General features: G+C 70.4%; 10 protein-coding genes. 4 read left to right on the top strand and 6 right to left on the bottom strand.

The window, feature by feature from the left end; translation table 11 throughout:
• Positions 1–43: 43 nt before the first annotated feature.
• A complete protein-coding gene (locus OHA11_RS45610; protein ID WP_266508267.1) occupies positions 44–310 on the bottom strand; it encodes a DUF397 domain-containing protein in 267 nt (88 codons plus the stop codon).
• Entirely contained in the window at positions 307–1,179 is an 873-nt protein-coding gene (locus tag OHA11_RS45605; RefSeq protein ID WP_266508266.1) for a helix-turn-helix transcriptional regulator, read from the bottom strand. Before OHA11_RS45605 ends, OHA11_RS45610 begins: the two co-directional genes overlap by 4 nt.
• Positions 1,180–1,484: 305 nt before the next feature.
• On the opposite strand from OHA11_RS45605, the gene OHA11_RS45600 reads away from it, so the two are divergent.
• The 4 genes from OHA11_RS45600 to OHA11_RS45585 all read left to right on the top strand — a co-directional run bounded on the left by OHA11_RS45600 (position 1,485) and on the right by OHA11_RS45585 (position 6,065).
• Entirely contained in the window at positions 1,485–1,931 is a 447-nt protein-coding gene (locus OHA11_RS45600; protein WP_266508265.1) for an ATP-binding protein, read from the top strand.
• A 354-nt stretch (positions 1,932–2,285) separates the two neighbouring features.
• Entirely contained in the window at positions 2,286–4,367 is a 2,082-nt protein-coding gene (locus tag OHA11_RS45595; protein WP_266508264.1) for a SpoIIE family protein phosphatase, read from the top strand.
• Positions 4,368–4,404: 37 nt separating this feature from the next.
• The gene (locus OHA11_RS45590) at positions 4,405–4,947 is read left to right on the top strand and encodes an MmcQ/YjbR family DNA-binding protein (protein ID WP_266508263.1); all 543 of its coding nucleotides are present in this window, start codon (positions 4,405–4,407) and stop codon (positions 4,945–4,947) included.
• Positions 4,948–5,315: 368 nt separating this feature from the next.
• Positions 5,316–6,065, top strand: coding sequence for a response regulator transcription factor (locus tag OHA11_RS45585; RefSeq protein WP_266508262.1), 750 nt, complete (start codon positions 5,316–5,318; stop codon positions 6,063–6,065).
• A gap of 47 nt (positions 6,066–6,112) precedes the next feature.
• Here the strand turns inward: OHA11_RS45585 and OHA11_RS45580 are convergent, their stop codons facing one another.
• From OHA11_RS45580 to OHA11_RS45565, 4 genes are all read right to left on the bottom strand, one after another.
• The gene (locus OHA11_RS45580; RefSeq protein ID WP_266508261.1) at positions 6,113–7,099 is read right to left on the bottom strand and encodes a 3-oxoacyl-ACP synthase III family protein; all 987 of its coding nucleotides are present in this window, start codon (positions 7,097–7,099) and stop codon (positions 6,113–6,115) included.
• Positions 7,100–7,111: 12 nt separating this feature from the next.
• A complete protein-coding gene (locus OHA11_RS45575) occupies positions 7,112–8,014 on the bottom strand; it encodes an LLM class flavin-dependent oxidoreductase (RefSeq protein ID WP_266508260.1) in 903 nt (300 codons plus the stop codon).
• A gap of 85 nt (positions 8,015–8,099) precedes the next feature.
• Positions 8,100–9,827, bottom strand: coding sequence for a type I polyketide synthase (locus OHA11_RS45570; protein ID WP_266508259.1), 1,728 nt, complete (start codon positions 9,825–9,827; stop codon positions 8,100–8,102).
• Positions 9,828–9,837: 10 nt separating this feature from the next.
• The gene (locus OHA11_RS45565) at positions 9,838–19,002 is read right to left on the bottom strand and encodes a type I polyketide synthase (protein ID WP_323186797.1); all 9,165 of its coding nucleotides are present in this window, start codon (positions 19,000–19,002) and stop codon (positions 9,838–9,840) included.
• Between the last annotated feature and the right edge of the window lie 8 nt (positions 19,003–19,010).

The following is a 19,010-nucleotide window of genomic DNA, read 5'->3' as shown; positions in this document are numbered from 1 at the left end:
GTCGCAGCCAGGGCGGGCCCGAGGTGTTCCGTTCGTGGTGCGGTCAGCCGGTCGTCAGATGGTCGGCGAGGCCCTTCTTGACGCCGACGACGAACTCGGCGATCTCCTGCGAGGTGTAGATCAGCGCAGGACCGGCGGGATCCGTCGACTGCCGCATCGCCACCCGGCCGTCGGCGAGTTGCTTCGTCTCCACGCACTGGCCTCCGTTGGGGCCGCTCCACGGACGCTCCCAGCCCTGCTCGCCGAGTTCCGAAGCGGGCATTCCGTTGTACACGCTTCCGTTGTACGCAATTCCGTCGGTGGTGCTCATGAGTACTCCTTGCGCATGCGGTTCAACAGGGCCTTGCTGTCCGCGGACGAGGTCAGCAAGGACATCCGGTTGTGTGCCTCCAGATGACCGGCGACGTCGGAGCGCTGGTCCAGGTACACGGAGGCGGAGAGGATCTCGCTGTAGACGATGTCCGGCAACTCCCGCTCCTCGAACCGGAAGTAGGTGAAGGGGGCGCAGGCCCCGACATGGGACCCCGCCGTGAACGGCACGACGTCGACGCTCACATGCTCCAGCTCCGAGGCCTCCAGGAGCCGCTCGATCTGCTCCCGCATCACCTCGGCACCGCCCACCACCCGGTGCAGTACGGTCTCCTCCATCACGACCCACAGGGTGGGCGCGTCGGGTCTCTCCAGCAGGCTCTGCCGACGCAGCCGCAGATCGATCCGCCGCGCCAGGCCCTCGTCGTTCTCGTTGGGAAAGCCTCCCCGCAGCACCGCGCGCGCGTAGTCGTACGTCTGCAGCAGCCCGGTGACGTAGTGCGGCTCGTACGTGCGCAACATCTTGGCGCCGGTCTCCAGGCTCACGTAGGCGCTGAACCACTCGGGCACCACATCGCGGTACGCGTACCACCAGCCGGGCTCGTTGGCCCGCTCGGCCAGGGTGACGAACTCGTCGACCTCCTGCTGGGCGGCGCCGTAGGTCTGGAGCAGTTTCTCGACGTAGAGGGTCTTGAGGGCGACCTCCGCCTTCTCCAGGCGGCGGATGGTCAGCGGCTTCACGTGCAGGGCCTTCGCCGCGTCCTCCAGCGACACTCCCGCGCCCTGCCGCAGTACCCGCAGTCGCTTGCCCAGGATCATGCGGAGAACGGTGGGTGCGCTGGTACCCGCGCCCGAACGAGCGTCACTCACGCCCTACCTCCTGAGGAACTGTCACCCGGACGAGTCTGACAGCGACTTGCTGGCGGCACCAGACAGATACCGCCTTGCTGAAATTATCAAGGAGACAGTTGCAGCGTGAACTCGGCTACGAGCATAGTTAGTTCCGTGAGCGATCCCTCCGAACGCACGCGTACTTCCGTCAACACCCGCCACGCCCTGTGGAGTTGGCGTCCCCGGCGTTCGGACCACAGGCCGCCGGACCACCCCTCCGGACGGAGCCGAAGGCTGCGATCCCCCACTCGCCCAGCGCTCGTCCCCGTTGGAAGGCAACCACCGTGTCCCCCCACACGACTCCCTCCCCCCGACTCTTAGGCTCCACGAGCCCGGACACCGCCCACTGGCTCGATCTGCCCGCGCACCGCACCAGCGTCAAGGTCGCGCGCAAGGCGATGGACGAGCGGCTCACCGCGTGGCGCCTGCCCCGCGAGGTGCGTGAGGACGCCGTGCTGCTCCTGTCCGAGCTGGCCACGAACGCCGTACTGCACACGGTCAGTACGCGGATTCTGTGCGGCGTCGGGCTCATCGCGGACGGCGGCCTCCGCTTGGAGGTGCACGATCAGGACCGCACGTGCCGTCTGCTGCCCCGGCGCGACCCGGGCCCCGACGACGAGAACGGCCGCGGGCTGCTTCTCGTGGAGCACCTCGCCGAGACCTGGGGAGTCGAGCGTTCCACGCTCACCGGGGGCCACGCGGTCTGGGCGACCCTGACGGTCGCCCCCTGACCCCACCGAGTGCGAAAACGCCCTCGCGGAGGCCGTTCTGCCCGGTCTCGGAGGTTCGGCGGCCCACCCCGAGGTTCCACGGCCCATGATCTTTTGCCCGCGGCCGGAAACGACTGTGACGCCTGAGCCCCCTGATCACAGTGCCTGAGGGGTGGCCCACGCCGGGGCGCGGCGCCACCGTGCCATGATCTCCGCGCCATCGCCGTAGCGTCTTCGCCGGACAACCACCGCTGTGTTGGGAGATGGTGAAGGCAGACCAGAACGGCACCGGAGGAAACGGTGAGCACGGTAGAACAGGGGACAGTCGGCACAGGGAACGGCGTGCCGCGTGGACGGGCGAAAGCGGTGCCTGCAATGAGCGCAGCCGGAATACCCGTGTCCGACGACGACGAGCGGGTCCGCGGGACGTTGGAGCCGAGCGGGCTGCTGGACGTGCTGGGCGTGGCCTCGGTGGTGCTGGACACCGAGGGGCGCGTCGTGCTGTGGAGCCCGCAGGCCGAGGAGTTGTTCGGCTACCCGGCAGCGGAGGCGCTGGGGCAGTTCGCGGCCCGGCTGATGGTGCACGAGCAGCACGTCGACCTGGTCGTCAAGCTGTTCAGCGATGTCATGGAGACCGGCCGGAGCTGGGCGGGCGGCTTTCCCGTCCGGCACAAGGACGGCACCACGCGGCTCGTGGAGTTCCGGAACATGCGGCTCCTGGACGACCGCGGCGGCGTCTACGCCCTGGGGCTCGCGGCCGACCAGTCGACCGTGCACCGCCTGGAACGGGATGTGGCACTGTCCGTACGGATGGTCTCGCAGTCGCCGATAGGGCTGGCGGTCCTGGACAGGGACCTGCGGTACGTGTCGGTCAACCCGGCCCTGGAGCGGATAAACGGCATCCCCGCCGCGGAGCACGTCGGCCGGACGATCCGCGAGGCCCTGCCGTTCCTGGACGTCGACGCCATCGAGTCCACGGCGCGCCAGGTCCTCGACACCGGCCTCCCTGTCGTCGAACAGTCCACGGTCGGCCGGACCCCGGCCGATCCGGACGAGGATCATGCCTGGTCGGCGTCGTACTACCGGCTGGAGGACTCCCTGGACACCGTGCTGGGGGTCGCCGTTTCGGTCGTCGACGTGACCGAGCGGCACCGCTCGACGATCGAGGCGGAGGCCGCGCGACGTCGCCTCACGGTCATCGCCGACGCCTCCGCCCGCATCGGCACCACGCTGGAACTGGACCGCACCGCCTGTGAACTGGCCGATGTCGCCGTGCCGGAGCTCGCCGACATCGCGTCCGTGGACCTGCTGGAGGCGGTGGTGGAGGGCCGCCGAAGCGACCTCGGTCCCACGGAGCCCACGCTGATCCGCACGCTGGCGGTCAAGGCCGATCACGCCGCCGTCGAGGCCTCCGACGGGGTCGCCCCTCCCGGTCAGGTGGCCCGGTACGACGCCGACTGCCTCGTCGCCCAGTGCATACGCACGGGCCTGCCGGTCATGGTGTCGCAGGTGAAGGACGAGGACCTGCCCCGTATCGCCCAGGCCCCCGGGGCTGCCGTACTCCTGGACCGGGCAGGCGTCCATTCGTATCTGGCGGTGCCGTTGATCGCGCGCGGCGAGGTACTCGGTGCCCTGGATCTCAAACGGACCCGCAACCCGGTGCCCTTCGGCGACGACGATCTCGCGCTGGCCCGGGAGCTGGCGGCCCGTGCGGCCGTGCAGATCGACAACGCCCGTTGGTACCAGAACGCCCGCAACACCGCCATCACCTTGCAGCGCAGCCTGCTGCCCAGCCTCCCGAGCACGACCGCCGGGCTGGAGGTCGCCTCCCGTTACCAGCCCGCGGGTGCGGCCGGTGAGGTGGGCGGCGACTGGTTCGACGTCATCCCGCTGGACTGCGACAAGACCGCGCTCGTCGTGGGTGATGTGATGGGCAGCGGTATCAACGCCGCCGCGACCATGGGCCGGCTGCGTACCGCGACGAGCACCCTGGCCTCGCTCGACCTCGACCCCGCCCGGCTTCTCGAACACCTCGACAAGACCACCGGGGGCCTGGACGAGTCCATCGCCACCTGCGTGTACGCCGTCTACGACCCCCATAGACACCAGTGCAGGATCGCCAACGCCGGGCATCTGCCGCCGGCCCGCATCCGCGTCGGGCACCCTCCGGAACTGCTCGAACTGCCCACCGGGGCGCCGCTGGGCGTGGGCGGTGTCGCCTTCTCCACCATCACCGTCGACTTCGATCCCGGCGATCAACTCGTGTTCTACACCGACGGGCTCGTCGAGACGCGCCGGCACGACCTCGACGACCGGCTGGACACGCTCCTTGGCCTCCTGGACGATCCCGCTCACCCGCTGGAGGACGTCTGCGACCTCCTGCTGAGCACCCTGCACCACCCCGACAACCACGACGACGTGGCCCTGCTCATCGCCCGCGCTCAGCCACAGGCGTGAGAGCTCCCCACTCCGGTCGACCTGCCAAGGTGCACTCATGACGAGCCTCGCCCAGCTCCGCAAGACGGCGCTCTCGCTCCCCGGGACCGCCGAGGAAACCGTCCGCCCCGGCGTGATCACCTTCACGGTGCGCGGCAAACGGTTCGCCTCGCTGGGCCAGGACAAACGGGTACAGCTCCACCTGCCCGCGACGGAGGCGGACGAGGTCCTTGCCGCGCACCCGACCGCCGAGCGGCTGACCCGCGGCACGACGTCCATCGGCGTACGTGTTCCGGTCGGGGACATCAACGGCCGGCAGCTCAACCACTGGGTACGTCGCGCGTGGCTCGCGCGCGCCCCGAAGCAACTCGTGGCGCAGGCGGAGGCCGCGGACACGGCGGCCGCGGGCGCAGTCGGCGACCTGCCCAAGGGCATCGGAAATCCCGCCACACGGGCGCTCGCCAACGTCGGCGTCACCACTCTCGCCCAGGTCTCCGAACTGAGCGAGGCCGAGCTGCTGGCCATGCACGGAGTGGGCCCGAAGGCCGTTCGCCTTCTCGGCGAAGCCCTCAGCGCGGCGGGACTCCGGCACAAGGGCTGATGCGGTCGCGGTGGGGTGCCGATTCAATGAGGGTTCAGGCGATCAAGTCGCCGCTATGAGTGTGTCGCGGTAGCACACCCAGTCGTTGCGGATGAATTCCCCGAAGCCGGAACGGGAAGCGCCGGATCCTGCCCGTCGGACACCTCAAAGAAAGACCGATCATAATCGTGTTGCGAGCCCGTAGGGGGCGCGGTGGCACAGAGGAGGGCTCACGCATGGCACGTTGAACCGGTGTTTGGGATGCCTCGTCCTTAGAGGCAAGCACCGGGACGCGGCACTTCATCCAGGCGCTCGCCTTAACGACGTAGCGCGAATATGTCAATACTGGGCCGGAAAAGCCCAGGTCACAATCTTCTGAAGGAGAAGCGGTGGAACACCTCCATCAAACACCTACCGAAACACCCAACACACAATCCTTTCCCGGCCCAAGGGAACACACCATTCCCAGGAACGCCAACTCGGCCGCCGAGGGCCCGACGAAGCCCATCGCACTTTCGGTCGCCACCTCCGAAGCCACCGCCGACCGGCAGCTGGCAGGCCTGGTCACCTCCCAGCTGGACCTCCTCACCACGGCGCGCGCCCACTTGACGCAATCACCCGAGGCGGACGTTGTCGTCATGCTGGCCGGGGAGTTAACCGAGACGGTCATGGACAGCCTTTCCCTCTTAGCGGCCCACGCCGAGAACCCCGCCCAATGCATCGTCCTGGTCACCGGGGCCATGCGGGAACAACAGCTGGCCCACGCGATCGCCTGCGGAGTCGTCAGCATCCTTTCCTGCAAAACGGTCTCACCGAAAGCAATCATCGCAACTGCGCTCACAAGCGCTTATGGCGGTTCAGTTTTACCGCAAATAGCGACGCGCTGGCTGGTCGACGGAATGCGCAATCGCAAAGATCCCACCCCCGATGAATACGGCCGCCATCCCGGCGGCATCACCCGCCGCGAAGCCGACGTGCTCCGGCTCCTGGCGAACGGGCGCAGCACCGAGGAAATCGCCAGCGAATTACACTATTCCGAACGGACGATCAAGAACATCATTCAACAGATGATGCTGCGCCTGGATCTCAAGAATCGGGTGCATGCCGTTTCCTACGCATTGCGTGCCGGGGCGATCTGACGTCGCGGAAATGTTCGAAGCAGGTTCGGACAACCGCTGATCCGGGCTCAGTACCAGGTCATCACCACAGCTCCGGTACAGAGCCCGCCACCCGCCGCCGTGATCAGGATCCGCTCGCCACGAGCGATCGGACGGGCACGGTGGGATTCGTCCAGGGTCACCGCCACCGAGGCAGCCGCCGTGTTGCCGAACTCGCCCACCGTGGTCGGCACTCGGTCCATGGACACACCGAGATCATCGGCCAGTGCCTCCAGAAGACGCATGTTGGCCTGGTGGAAGACGAACCGATCGATGTCGTCCAGCCGTAGGCCCGCCTCGTCGAGCGTCTGGAAGACCAGCTTGCGGGTGCTGGCGATCACGTAGCTCTTCACCAGCGGGCCGTTCATCCGGAACAGGTGATCGCCCCGCGCGAGAGCGGCGGCGTCCAGCGGCGTGCGGGTCCCCCCGGCCCGGACCGTCACCTCGTCGTAGCGATCCCCGTCGGTGACGAGGCGGATGGCCCGGATGCCGTACCCATCGGGCACCGTGCCGAGCACCGCCGCGCCCGCCCCGTCCCCGAAAAGCGTCACCGTTCGGCGATCGGTCCGGTCCATGATCGTCGAGAACATGTCCGCGCCGATCAGCAGTGCGGTTGCGTCGCCGCCCTGTCTCGCGAGCATCCCCTCGGCCACCGCCAGCCCGAACACGAAGCCGGCGCAGACGGAATTGACGTCGAACGCGGGAACCGAACGCATGGTCAGTTTGTGCTGCACGATGGCTGCCGTGGCGGGCTGCGGCACGTCCGGCGTGCACGTCGCCACCACGAGCGCGGCAAGACGGTCGTCGCCGGGTCCGTCCTGCCACGAGAGCGCGGCGCGAGCCGCGCGAGCCGCGAGGTCGGAGGTCACCATTCCCGGCGTGGCATAACGGCGTTCGCGAATTCCGGTCCGCTGCTCGATCCACTCCTCGGTGACGCCCGTCCAAGAACAGATGTCCGCGTTCGTGATCACCCGCTCGGGCAGGTAGGAACCCAGCCCTATGATTCCGATACCCATATCTCTGATGTCCTAAGAGTTGCCGACCACAATCGAAGCGAGACGCTCGTATTGGTCGAGGTAATCGGTCGCCGCGGGGAGCAGCACGACCAGATCCGCGCCGGCGGCACGGAACTCGGCAAGCCCATCGGCCACTTCGGCCGAAGTGCCCGCAATCAGGTATCGCTCGATCTGTGGTGAGGAGCCGCCATAGACCGCGGCCAGGAAGTCCCCGGCGGAGCGTTTCACCGGCCCGGGTCGCCGGTCGTCTACGGCGGTGAAGACCGTGATGCCGACCCGCGGCGCCGGACGGCCGAGCGCTTCGGCCAGTTCGGCGAGCCGGCTCCGCCGTCCGTCGAAGCGGGCGGCGTCGAGGAAGAGGCCCAGCCAGCCGTCGCCGTACCGGGCGGCCCGGTTCAGTGCCGGTTCCCCGCGGCCGCCGATCCAGACCGGGGGCATCTTCGCGGCGGGGGCCAGTGCGGGGACGTCGAGGTCGTAGGGAGGGCCGAGCCGCACCGCTTGACCTGCCAGAAGGCCGGGCAGCGCGGCGAGCAACGCGTCCGTGCGTCTGCCGCGGGTGCCGGGCGGAACGCCGGCGGCGGCCCACTCGGCAGGGTTCTCGCCACCGACGCCGACGCCGAGCCGGATCCGGTCCCGCGACAGCAGTTGCAAGGACGCCAGTTGCTTGGCCAGGAGTGCCGGTTGCCGCATCGCCGCCTGGAGAACGCCGAAGCCGAGGCCGATGTCTTCGGTGACGGCGGCGGCTGTCGCCAGCGCTGTCACCGGCTCGACGATGCCCGTATGGAAAATGAGGTGATCCACCACCCACAGCGAGTCGAACCCCAGTTGCTCCGCTCGTCGAGCTGATTCGGCGAGCGGGAAGTCGTTACCCGCTGCCGCCAGCGTGGGCATTCCCACGCCAAACTGCGTTGCCATCAGAAATCCTCGCATCCGGCCGGGTCCGCGGTGAGCGTCCGGCATACTCGACGATCGACGGGCACCGTCGATTCCCGCAGCGCTGTCAGAGCCAATGGCGTCGGCGGCGGAATGCGGCGGTGGGCAGTTCTATGAACCGTCCGCCCGTTCCCTCGAAATACGTCCGCCAGTCGACATTCGCGCCCCGCACAAAATGTTCGACGATGTCCAAGGCAGCCCCTTTTCCCACCGGCGCTTCGGGATTCTTGGCGATGTCTTCGAGACCGCGCTGAAAGTCGCCGAGATCGTCGGCGACGACGGCGGCGCGCACGGGCAGGGACGCCCGGCCGACCGCCAGCGTGAACGCCACGTCGACCACTGACAGTTCCGGCCGATCCCCCACGTACGCCAGAAGACGTTCGGCCTGTGCGGCCAGCGCCTCGGCGCTCCGCGCCGAGAGAACCCAGGGAACCGTCCGCGCCACCGGTGCCTCGGTCGCGGACGGCGGCGCCTGTTCCAGTACCAGATGGGCGTTGGTGCCGCTGACGCCGAAAGCCGAGACGGCGGCTCGCCGCGGCCCGGGACCGGCCGGCCACGCCGTCGGGCGCCGGACGAGTTCGACACCGTCCCAGTCCACGTGCGGCGAAGCCCGGTCGACGTGCAACGTCGGCGGCACAAGGCCGTACCGCATCGCCTGCACCATCTTGATGACTCCGCCGATCCCGGCCGCGGACTGGGTGTGCCCGAAGTTCGACTTCATCGACCCCAGCAAGAGCGGCGGACGGGTCCGGCCGGCCCCGTACACGGCGGCCAGGGCGTTGGCCTCGATCGGATCGCCGACCGGGGTACCGGTCCCGTGCGCCTCGACGACATCCACGTCGCCTGCCGACACCGCGGCGTCGGCGAGGGCCTGCCTGATCAACCGCTCCTGCGACGGGCCGTTCGGTGCGCCGAATCCGTTCGCGGCGCCGCTCTGGTTGACCGCGCTGCCACGGATCACGGCCAGGACCGGGTGGCCGTGGCGTACCGCGTCGGACAGCCGCTCCAGTACGGCCATTCCCGCTCCTTCGGACAGCCCCATGCCGTCCGCCGCCGCGGCGAAGGACTTGCAGCGTCCGTCCCCCGCCAGTGCTTCGCCCTGCCGGGCGGTCTCCTCGAAGAGTTCCGGCGTCGACATCACGGCCACTCCCCCGGCCAGCGCGAGGGAACACTCCTGCCGTCGCAGCGCCTGCACCGCCAGATGCATCGCGACCAGGGATGAAGAGCACGCCGTGTCCAGCGACATCGCCGGGCCCTCGAATCCGTAGTGGAACGCGAGCCGGCCCACGGCGACACTGCCGGCGCTGCCGAAGTAGGCGTACCCGCGGATGCCGGGGGGTGGTGGCCGGAACCGGTAGGCGTAGTCGTGGAAGATGACCCCCGCGTACACGCCCGTCCGGCTGCCGCGCAGCGACAGCGGATCGATGCCGGCCGACTCGAGCGCCTCCCAGGAGGTTTCCAGCAGCAGCCGCTGCTGCGGGTCGGATGCGAGTGCCTCCTCCTCGGTCAGGCCGAAGAACTCGCGGTCGAAGTCGGCGGCGTCGTGCAGGAATCCGCCTTGTCGTCCGTTCGTCGGATTCCAGCCCCGGTCGGTCGGTGGATCGCCGATCGCGTCCGCGCCGTCGGCGACGAACCTCCACAGCTCCTGCGGCGTCGTCACACCGCCCGGGTAGCGGCACGCCATGCCGACGATCGCCACCGGCTCGGTCAGCCGTTCCTTCTCCGTGCGCAGCCGCTCGTTCTCGCGCATCGCCGCGCGCAGGGCGTCGGCCAGCCGCTCGGTCGAAACCACCATCACCGTCTCCTCAGGCCTCGTCGAGCGCCTGCGCGACCAGGGCGTCCAGATCCATCTCGTCGAACTCGTCGTGCACCGGCTGCTCCTGGGGGAACAGGGTTTCCACCAGGTGTTGGGCGATCGCGGCCGGTGTCGGGTAGTCGAAGGCCGCGGTGGCCTTCAGCCGTACGCCGGTCGCCGCCGCCAGGCGGTTGCGCAGTTCGACCGAGGTCAGGGAGTCGAATCCGAGTTCCTTGAACGACCTGGTCGGCTCGACGGTGTCGGCGTCCGCATGCCCGCTCGCACCGGCCACCGTGGCCCGCACCAGGTCCAGCACGGCCTGGTCCCGATCCGCTTCGGTCAGCCCGGCCAGCCGGTCGTTGACCGATGGGGTCGGGGTGGTCACCGCACGCCGGGCAGTGGTCCGGACGAGCCCGCGCAGCACGGGCGGCAGTCCGCCGCGCTTGCGCAGGAGGGGGAGGTCGAGCCGCATGGGAAGGAGCAGGGCACGATCGCTGCCCAGCGCCCCGTCGAACAGGGCGAGGCCCTCCTCGGCGGTCATGGGAAGGACGCCGCTGCGGATCATCCTGCTCGCCAGTTCGCCCTGGTCGAGGTGTCCGGTCATGCCGCTGGCACGCTCCCAGTAGCCCCAGCCCAGGGCGAGGCCCGGCAGCCCGAGGGCACGCCGGTGCGCGGCCAGCGCGTCGAGTACGGCGTTGGCGGCGGCGTAGTTGCCCTGTCCCGGCCCTCCGAACGCCGAGGCCGCCGACGAGTACAGCACGAACGCGGACAGCGGCAGGTCCTTGGTCAGCTCGTGCAGATGCAGTGCGGCATCGGTCTTGGGCCGCAGCACCCGGTCGATCTGTTCCGGGGTCAAGGAGGCGATCAGCCCGTCGTCCAGCGTCCCGGCCGCGTGGATCACCGCGGTCAGCGGATGGTCGGCGGGCACCGACCCGATCACCTCGGCGAGTGCGGCACGGTCGGCGACGTCGCAGGCCACCATGGTGACGTCCGCGTCGAGAGCCATCAGCTCCTCGTCCCGGCCGCCCCTGCTGAGCAACAGCAGGTGCCTGACGCCGTGTTCGGCGACCAGATGCCGGGCCAGCAGGCGGCCGAGCGACCCGGTGGCGCCGGTGATCAGCACGGTGCCGTCGGGGTCGAGTCGTCCGGGTGCGGGCTCGGTGCGCACCAGCCTGGGCACGTGGACCTCTCCGTCGCGGATCACCAACTGCGGTTCGGTGGCGGCAGCTTCGAGCACGGCACGGGACGCGGGCGTGTCATCGGTGTCCACCAGCACGAACCGGTCGGGGTTCTCGGTCTGCGCCGAACGGATCAGGCCCCAGACAGCGGCCTGGGCCGGATGGTCGACCGTGTCTCCGGGCCGGGCCGCCACCGCGCCACGGGTCACGAAGGCCAGCCGGCCCCCGGTCGTTTCGGCGGTCAGCCAGTCCTGCGCCAGCGCCAGCGCACGGTGTGCCATCACGTGCGGGTCGTCGGCGTCCTCGCCGAGGTCCGCGACCACAACGCCCGGGACCACGCCGTCGGACACCACGCCGGCGGGCGCGGGTATCCGGACGTAGTCCATCCCGTAGAGGGCGTCATCGATCCGCCGCGGCCTGGGCACCGGACCGAACGTGACCGCGTCGATCGTTGCGACCGGTGCGCCGGTGTGGTCCGCGATCCGCACCGACGCCGAGTGTTCGTCGATCCGGACGACACGTACCCGCAGCACGGCGGCGCCGGTCGCGTGCAGGACAACACCCTGCCAGCGCACGGGGACCAGGCCGGATTCCGCCGGCAGCGCGGCTTCGAGCAGCAGCGGGTGCAGGACGAACCGGTCGCCGAGCCGGTCACCGTCGAGGCGTACCTCGGTGAAGTCCTCGGTCAGCTCGAAGTCCGGCGGCGGCCCGTCGGTCCCCAGCACGCCGCTCGCGTGCGACGTCCACTCCCCGCCGTCGGCCCCGGAACGGATCGTGAACGCCCGGCGGCCGAGCTCGTCGGGACCACCGACCCACACCTGGAGATCGGCTTTCGGGAGGACGGGGTCCCGCACCACGAGTTCTTCGAGCACGCCGCAACCGGCCTCGTCGCCGGCCCGGATCGCGAGCTCCACCAGTGCCGAGGGCAGCGGCCGATCGACCAGCCAGGCCGGCCCGGCGCGCCCGGTGACGAGGACACCGCCGTCCTCGGCCACGGTGGTGCTCGCGGTCAGCACCGCATGGTCGAGCGAACCGGTCGGTGCCGTCAGACCGGCGTAGTCGGGCCAGAACCGCCGCCGTTGGAAGGGATAGGTCGGCAGGTCGACCGGTAGGGCGCCGCTGCCGGCGAAGGCCGCACGCCAGTCGACCCTTACACCTCGGACGTGCAGTTCGGCGGCGCTGGTGAGCATCCGCCGCAGGCCGCCGTCGTCCCGGCGCAGGGTGGCGACCACGGTCGCGTCGCCACCGGTGTCGTCGAGCACGCCCTCGACAGCGGCACCCAGCACGGGGTGCGGGCTCACCTCGATCACGGTGCGGAATCCGTCCGCCAGCATCGTTCGCAGGACCCGGTCGAACAGCACCGGTTCCCGCATGTTGTCGAACCAGTACCGAACGTCCGGGCCGTCGTGCCGGGCGCCGGTCACCGCCGAGTAGAACGGCACCTCGGCGGGCCGGTGCTCGATGCCGGCCAGCAGCGTCATCAGCTCGTCGTGCAGGTCGTCGACCTGTGCGCTGTGTGTGGCGACCGACGAGGCCACCACCCTCGCCCGCACTCCCTCCGCGGAGAGCTCGGCCACCAACTGCTCGACGGCCGCGACGTCCCCGGCGACGTTCACCAGCCGTGGTGCGTTCACACCGGCGATGCTCATTCCGGCGGGCAGCCTCGCCTCGACCTGGTCGACCGGCAGCGCGACGGAGGCCAGCACGCCACGGCCGACCAGCCGTTCGGCGAGCAGCCGACTGCGCAGCCCGACCACGCGCGCGGCGTCGTCGAGGCTGAGTACACCGGCCACGTACGCCGCCGCGATCTCGCCCTGGCTCGTACCGGCGACCGCGGCGGGCTCAACACCGTAGGAACGCCACAGCGCGGCCAGCGACACCATGATCGAGAACAGCACCGGCTGTACGACGTCGATGCGCGTGACCGGTTCACCGGCACGGACCACGTCCAGCACCGACCAGCCCAGGACCTGCTCGAAGGCGGCCGAACACGCCGTCAGCTCGTCCCGGAACACCGGCGCGGTGTCCAGCAGTTCGCGCCCCATGCCGGTCCACTGGGATCCCTGGCCGGGGAAGACGAACACGATGTCGGCAGGCTCCGCCGCGACGCCGGTGACGACATGGGCGGAGAGTTCACCGGCGGCGAGCGCGGCCAGGCCCGCCTCGGCGTCGCCGCCGACGACCACGGCCCGATGCGCGAACCGGGACCGGGTCGTGGCCAGCGAGAACGCGATGTCCTTGGGCTTATGGTCGGCGAAGATCCCACCGACCCGGTCCGCCTGGGCCCGGAGTCCGGCTTCGTCCTTCGCCGACAGCGGCAGCGGCAGCGGCAGCGGCGCGACGGTGGCAGCGTGCGGTGGGGCGCCTACTTCACCGGCGCCGGACACGTCGGAGGCTGCGGGGGCTGCGAGGCCTTCGGGGACTTCGAGGCCTCCAGGAACTGCAAGGGCTTCCGGGGCTGCGAGGTCCTCGGGGGCTTGCTCCAGGATGACGTGTGCGTTGGTGCCCGACAGCCCGAACGACGACACGCCGGATCGCCGGGGATGCCCGTTGTCCGGCCACGGCACCGCGTCCGTCAGCAGCTCGACCTCGCCGTCCGACCAGTCCACGTGCGGGGTGGGCTCGTTGACGTGCAGGGTCTTGGGCAGCACGGCGTGTCGCATGGCCATCACCATCTTGATCACGCCGCCGACACCCGCCGCCGCCTGCGCGTGGCCGATGTTGGACTTCAGCGACCCCAGGAGCAGGGGCGTGTCGCGGTCCCGGCCGTAGGTGGCCAGCAGCGCCTGCGCCTCGATCGGATCACCCAGCCGCGTACCGGTCCCGTGGGCCTCGACGGCGTCCACCTCGGACGGTTCGAGGCCGGAGGCGGCGAGCGCCTGGCGGATCACCCGCTGCTGGGCGGGACCATTGGGCGCGCTCAGTCCGTTGCTCGCGCCGTCCTGGTTCACCGCCGAGCCGCGAACCAGGCCCAGCACCGCGTGGCCGTGGCGCCGGGCGTCGGACAACTTCTCCAGCAGCAGCAGGCCGACGCCCTCGGACAGTACGGTCCCGTCGGCATCGCCGGAGAACGCCCGGCAGTAGCCGTCGGCGGCGAGCGCGCGCTGGCTGCTGAACTCCACGTAGCTCAGCGGCGACGACATCGCGGTCACACCGCCGGCGACCGCCAGTTCGCACTCACCCCCGCGCAGCGCCTGGACGGCCAGGTGCAGCGCGGACAGCGATGAGGAGCACGCCGTGTCGACGGTGAGTGACGGGCCTTCCAGTCCGTACACGTACGACAGTCGTCCGGACATCACGCTGGCCGAGTTGCCCATCCCGGCATAGCCGCCGGTCAGGTCGTCACCGGCGAGCACCCGGGCCGCGTAGTCCTGGATGTTGCTGCCGATGAACACCCCGGAACGGCTGCCGCGCAACGATTCCGGGTCGACGCCGGCTCGTTCGAACAGCTCCCACGAGGTCTCCAGCAGCAGCCGCTGCTGCGGGTCGATCACCAACGCCTCACGCGGGTTGATCCCGAAGAACCCCGGATCGAAGTCCGCGAAGCCGTCGAGGAAGCCGCCGCGCCAGACGTAGGACTTCCCGGGGACTCCCGGCTCGGGGTCGTAGAGGGCGAGATCCCAGTCCCGGTCGGCCGGGAAGTCGCCGACGGCGTCCCGGCCGTCGGCCACCAGCTGCCACAGGTCCTCCGGCGAGGCGATGCCGCCCGGATAGCGGCAGCTCATCGCGACGATCGCGATGGGCTCGTCCGGGTCCGCGCCGTCCCGCACGGGAACCGGTTGAGCGGGTTCGCCGCGGAGGAATTCGACGACGGCCGCGGGCGTCGGGTAGTCGAACACCAGTGTCGCTGGCATGCGGCGGCCGACGGCCTCCGAGAGCCGGTTGCGCAGCTCGACCGCCGTGAGGGAGTCGAAGCCCATGTTCTTGAACGCGCTGGTCGGCTGGACCTCGTTGATGTCGGCGAAGCCGAGCACGGTGGCGGCCTGCGCGCGGACGAGGTCGAGCAGTTCCCGTTCCGAACGCGGGCTCTCGGGACGCGCGTCCGGTCCGGGATCCCCGGACTCGGACACGGGGGGCTCGGGCGCGGCGGGGATGACGTGGCGCAGGAGCGGACGCGGTAAGAACCGGTTCCAGTCGAGGTCCGCGAGGGTGACCGTGGTTTCGTCACGGTCCAGGGCGTGCCGCAGCGCGGTGAAGGCCAGTTCTCTGGACAGGAAGCCGACACCGTGATCGCGATGCGCGGTCCGGTCCTGTCCGAGGTCCCACAGTCCCCAGGAGATCGAGGTCGCCGCCAGTCCGCGCGCGCGTCGGCGTTCGGCGACGGCGTCCAGATGGGCGCTGCCCGCGGCGTGCGCGGCGTGGTCCTTGCTCCCCCAGACGCCGCTGATCGACGAGAACAGCACGAAGGCGTCGGTGTCGGCACCGAGCAGCTCGTCAAGGTGGGAGGCGCTGTCGGCCCTGGACGCCAGGATGTCGGTGAAGTCGTCCCGGCCGGTGTCGGCCAGCGGGGTCAGTGTGGCGGCGCCGGCGGCGTGGACGACCGTACGGATCGGGCCGTGGTGCTCGACGAGTGCGGCGAGAGCGTCCCGGTCGGTCACATCGCAGTCGGACACGGTCACATCGGGCTCGTCGATCTGATGGGCCGGTGCGCCCGTCAGCACCACGTGGTCGGCACCGTTGCGGAGCAGCCAGCGGGCGATCAGCGGACCGATCGGGCCACCGTCGCCCGTCACGAGCGCCGTTCCGCGCGCCTTCCAGTCGCGTACCGGCGTCGCGGTGGCGCGTACCAGCCTGCGCGCGTACGTCCCCTCCGGGCGGATCTCGACCTCGTCCTCGTCACCGGTCAGCGCCGAGCACAGGCGCAGTCGTGCCTCGGCGTCGACCAGCTCCGGCAGGTCGATCGCGCCACCCCAGCGCTCGGGCCACTCGACCCCCGCGACGCGGCCGAGCCCCCACACCTGGGACTGCTCCGGATCGGTCGCGGCTGCCCGGGTGACACACCAGTGCGGTGCGTCGATGCCGGCCTGGAGCAGGGTGAGCAGGTCCCCCGCGGGCAGCAGGGACAGCACGCCGGCGACCTCGGGCAGGTCGGACGGCGGCACGTCGGTCACGATCACGTCGGCGCCCTGCTCGGACAGCGCCCGCGCGCATTCGGCGGCCGGACCGCCGGAGGCCGGCGCCACCACCAGCCAGGTGCCGGTCAACGACGGCGCCGGGTGTTCGGGCACCTTCTCCCAGGTGATCCGGTAGCGCAGTCCGTCGACGACGGACTCGCGACGCGCGCCGCCGGTGGCCTCAAGCCAGTACCGCTGATGCTCGAAGGCGTACGTCGGCAGGTCGACGTGCCGGCCACCGGCCAGCACCGTGCTCCAGTCGACGTCGACCCCGCGTACGTGCAGTTCGGCGGCGCTGGTCAGAAACCGCTCCAGACCACCGTCGTCGCGGCGCAGGGAGCCGACGACTACCACGTCCCGCCCGGCCGCTTCCGCGCTGTCCTGAATGCTCATGGCCAGGGTGGGATGTGCGCTGGCCTCCACGAACACGGAGTGCTCGCTGTCGATCAACGTGCGCACCGTCTCCGCAAGACGGACCGTCTGGCGCAGGTTCCGGTACCAGTAGTCGGCGTCGAGCAGACCGGTGTCGAGGACCTCACCGGTCACCGTGGACCAGAAGGGGATCTCGGCGGGCCCGGGTCGGATGCCGGACAGTTCGTCCAGCAGTCGGGCGCGGATCGACTCCACCTGCGCCGAGTGCGACGCGTAGTCGACCGGGATGATCTTGGCCTGCACGCCGTCCGAGGTGAGCGAGGCGTGTAGTTCGTGCAGGGCCGCGGGCTCGCCGGACACGACGACGGACGAAGGGCCGTTCACGGCCGCGACCGAGACCCGGTCGTCGATCCGTTCGGCGATGGCGTCCGGGGACAGCGCCACGGACATCATGCCGCCGCGGCCGGCCAGTTCCTCCGCGATCAGCTTGCTGCGCAGCACGACGACCGTCGTCGCGTCCGCCAGCGACAGCGCGCCGACCACGCAGGCGGCGGCGATCTCCCCCTGCGAGTGGCCCACGACCGCCGCCGGTTCGACACCCATGGACCGCCAGAGCGCGGCGAGGGAGACCATCACGGCGAACAGGACCGGCTGGACGACCTCGACCCGCTCCAGGGCTTTCGCGTCGCCGAGCACGTCGAGCAGGGACCAGTCGACGAGCGGCTCGAACGCGGCCGCGCACTCGGCCATCCGCTCGGCGAAGACCGGCGAGGACTCCAGCAGGTCCGACGCCATGCCGACCCACTGCGAGCCCTGGCCCGGGAACACGAAGACCGGCTTGCCGTCCTCGTGGGTGGCGACGCCCTGGACGAGTCCTGGCAGCGGACGGCCACCGGCCAGCGCGGACAGCTTCTCCAGCGCGCCGTCCCGGTCCGGGGCGAGCAGCACGGCCCGGCTGCGGTGTGCCGAGCGGGTCGTGGCCAGCGAGTGACCGACGTCGAGTGTGCTCGGCTTCCCGGCAGCCACGTACTCGCCCAGTCGCGCGGCCTGTGCTTCGAGTGCCGCGTCCGTGCGGCCCGACAGCACCCAGGGGACGATCGCGGGGGCGTCCACGGGGGAAGGGGCCTGCGGTGTCGCGGCCTGCTCCAGGATCACGTGCGCGTTCGTGCCGGAGATGCCGAAGGCCGAGACTCCGGCGCGCCTCGGGCGGCCGGTCTCCGGCCACGGCACCTGCTGCGTCGCGAGCTCGACCGCGCCGGAGGACCAGTCGACATGGGATGTGGGTTCGTCGATGTGCAGTGTCTTCGGTACGACGCCGTGCCGCAGGCTCATGACCGTCTTGATCACACCGGCGACCCCGGCGGCGGCCTGCGCGTGCCCCATGTTGGACTTCACCGAGCCCAGCAGCAACGGGCGCTCGCGGCGCTGCCCGTAGGTGGCCAGCAGTGCCTGGGCCTCGATGGGGTCGCCCAGTGTCGTCCCGGTGCCGTGTGCTTCGACCATGTCGACGTCCACCGTGGACAGATCGGCGTTGACGAGGGCCTGTCGGATCACGCGTTCCTGGGCCGGCCCGTTCGGTGCGGCCAGTCCGTTGGACGCGCCGTCCTGATTGATCGCCGAACCGCGGATGACGGCCAGGATCCGATGTCCGTTGCGCTCGGCATCGGACAGCCGCTCCAGTACGAGCATTCCGGCGCCCTCGCCCCAGCCCATTCCGTCGGCGGCCGAGGCGAATGCCTTGCACCGGCCGTCGGTGGCGAGCCCGCGCTGTCGGCTGAACTCGACGAATCCACGCGTCGTCGACATCACCGCTACCCCGCCGGACAGGGCGAGCGAGCAGTCTCCGTCGCGCAGCGCCTGAATGGCCAGGTGCAGGGAGACGAGGGAGGACGAGCAGGCGGTGTCGAGCGTGATCGCCGGTCCCTCGAACCCGAATGTGTAGGCGATCCGGCCGGAGGCCACGCTCATCGCGTCGCCGGTCACCAGGTAGCCCGAGGCTTCCTCGGCCACCTCCAGGTCGCGGAACCCGTACCCCTGGTAGCACATCCCGACGAATACGCCGGTCTTGCTGCCGCGCAGGGTCTCGGGCCGGAGTCCGGCCCGTTCCAGCGCTTCCTGTGACACCTCGAGGAGTTGGCGCTGTTGCGGGTCCATCCCGAGCGCCTCGCGCGGGGAGATGCCGAAGAACGGCGCGTCGAAGTCGGCGGCGTCCTGGAGGAATCCGCCGCGCCGGACGTAGGTCCGGCCGGGTGTGCCCGGTACCGGATCGTAGAGCGCGTCGATGTTCCAACCGCGGTCGGCGGGGGCGTCCGACACGGCGTCGCCCTCGGAGGCGACCAACTGCCACAGGTCCTCCGGGGAGGCGACGCCGCCCGGGTAGCGGCAGCCCATACCGACGATCGCGACCGGCTCGCTTCCCCGGCCTTCCAGCTCGTGGACGCGCCGCGTGGTCCGCTGCAGCTCTGTGGTGGCCTGCCGGAGAAGGTGGCGAAGCCTGTCCTCTGTGGACACTGCGGTCC

The organism is Streptomyces sp. NBC_00878 (genome assembly GCF_026341515.1).
Lineage (GTDB): Bacteria > Actinomycetota > Actinomycetes > Streptomycetales > Streptomycetaceae > Streptomyces.
The sequence above is the reverse complement of the archived record's forward strand: the minus strand, read 5'-3'. Positions and strand labels throughout refer to the sequence as shown.

Coding starts and splice junctions, on each gene's coding strand:
- OHA11_RS45590 (WP_266508263.1), top strand. CDS start 4,405: ATGACGAGCCTCGCCCAGCTCCGCAAGACGGCGCTCTCGCTCCCCGGG.
- OHA11_RS45610 (WP_266508267.1), bottom strand. CDS start 310: ATGAGCACCACCGACGGAATTGCGTACAACGGAAGCGTGTACAACGGA.
- OHA11_RS45570 (WP_266508259.1), bottom strand. CDS start 9,827: ATGGTGGTTTCGACCGAGCGGCTGGCCGACGCCCTGCGCGCGGCGATG.
- OHA11_RS45580 (WP_266508261.1), bottom strand. CDS start 7,099: ATGGGTATCGGAATCATAGGGCTGGGTTCCTACCTGCCCGAGCGGGTG.
- OHA11_RS45575 (WP_266508260.1), bottom strand. CDS start 8,014: ATGGCAACGCAGTTTGGCGTGGGAATGCCCACGCTGGCGGCAGCGGGT.
- OHA11_RS45595 (WP_266508264.1), top strand. CDS start 2,286: ATGAGCGCAGCCGGAATACCCGTGTCCGACGACGACGAGCGGGTCCGC.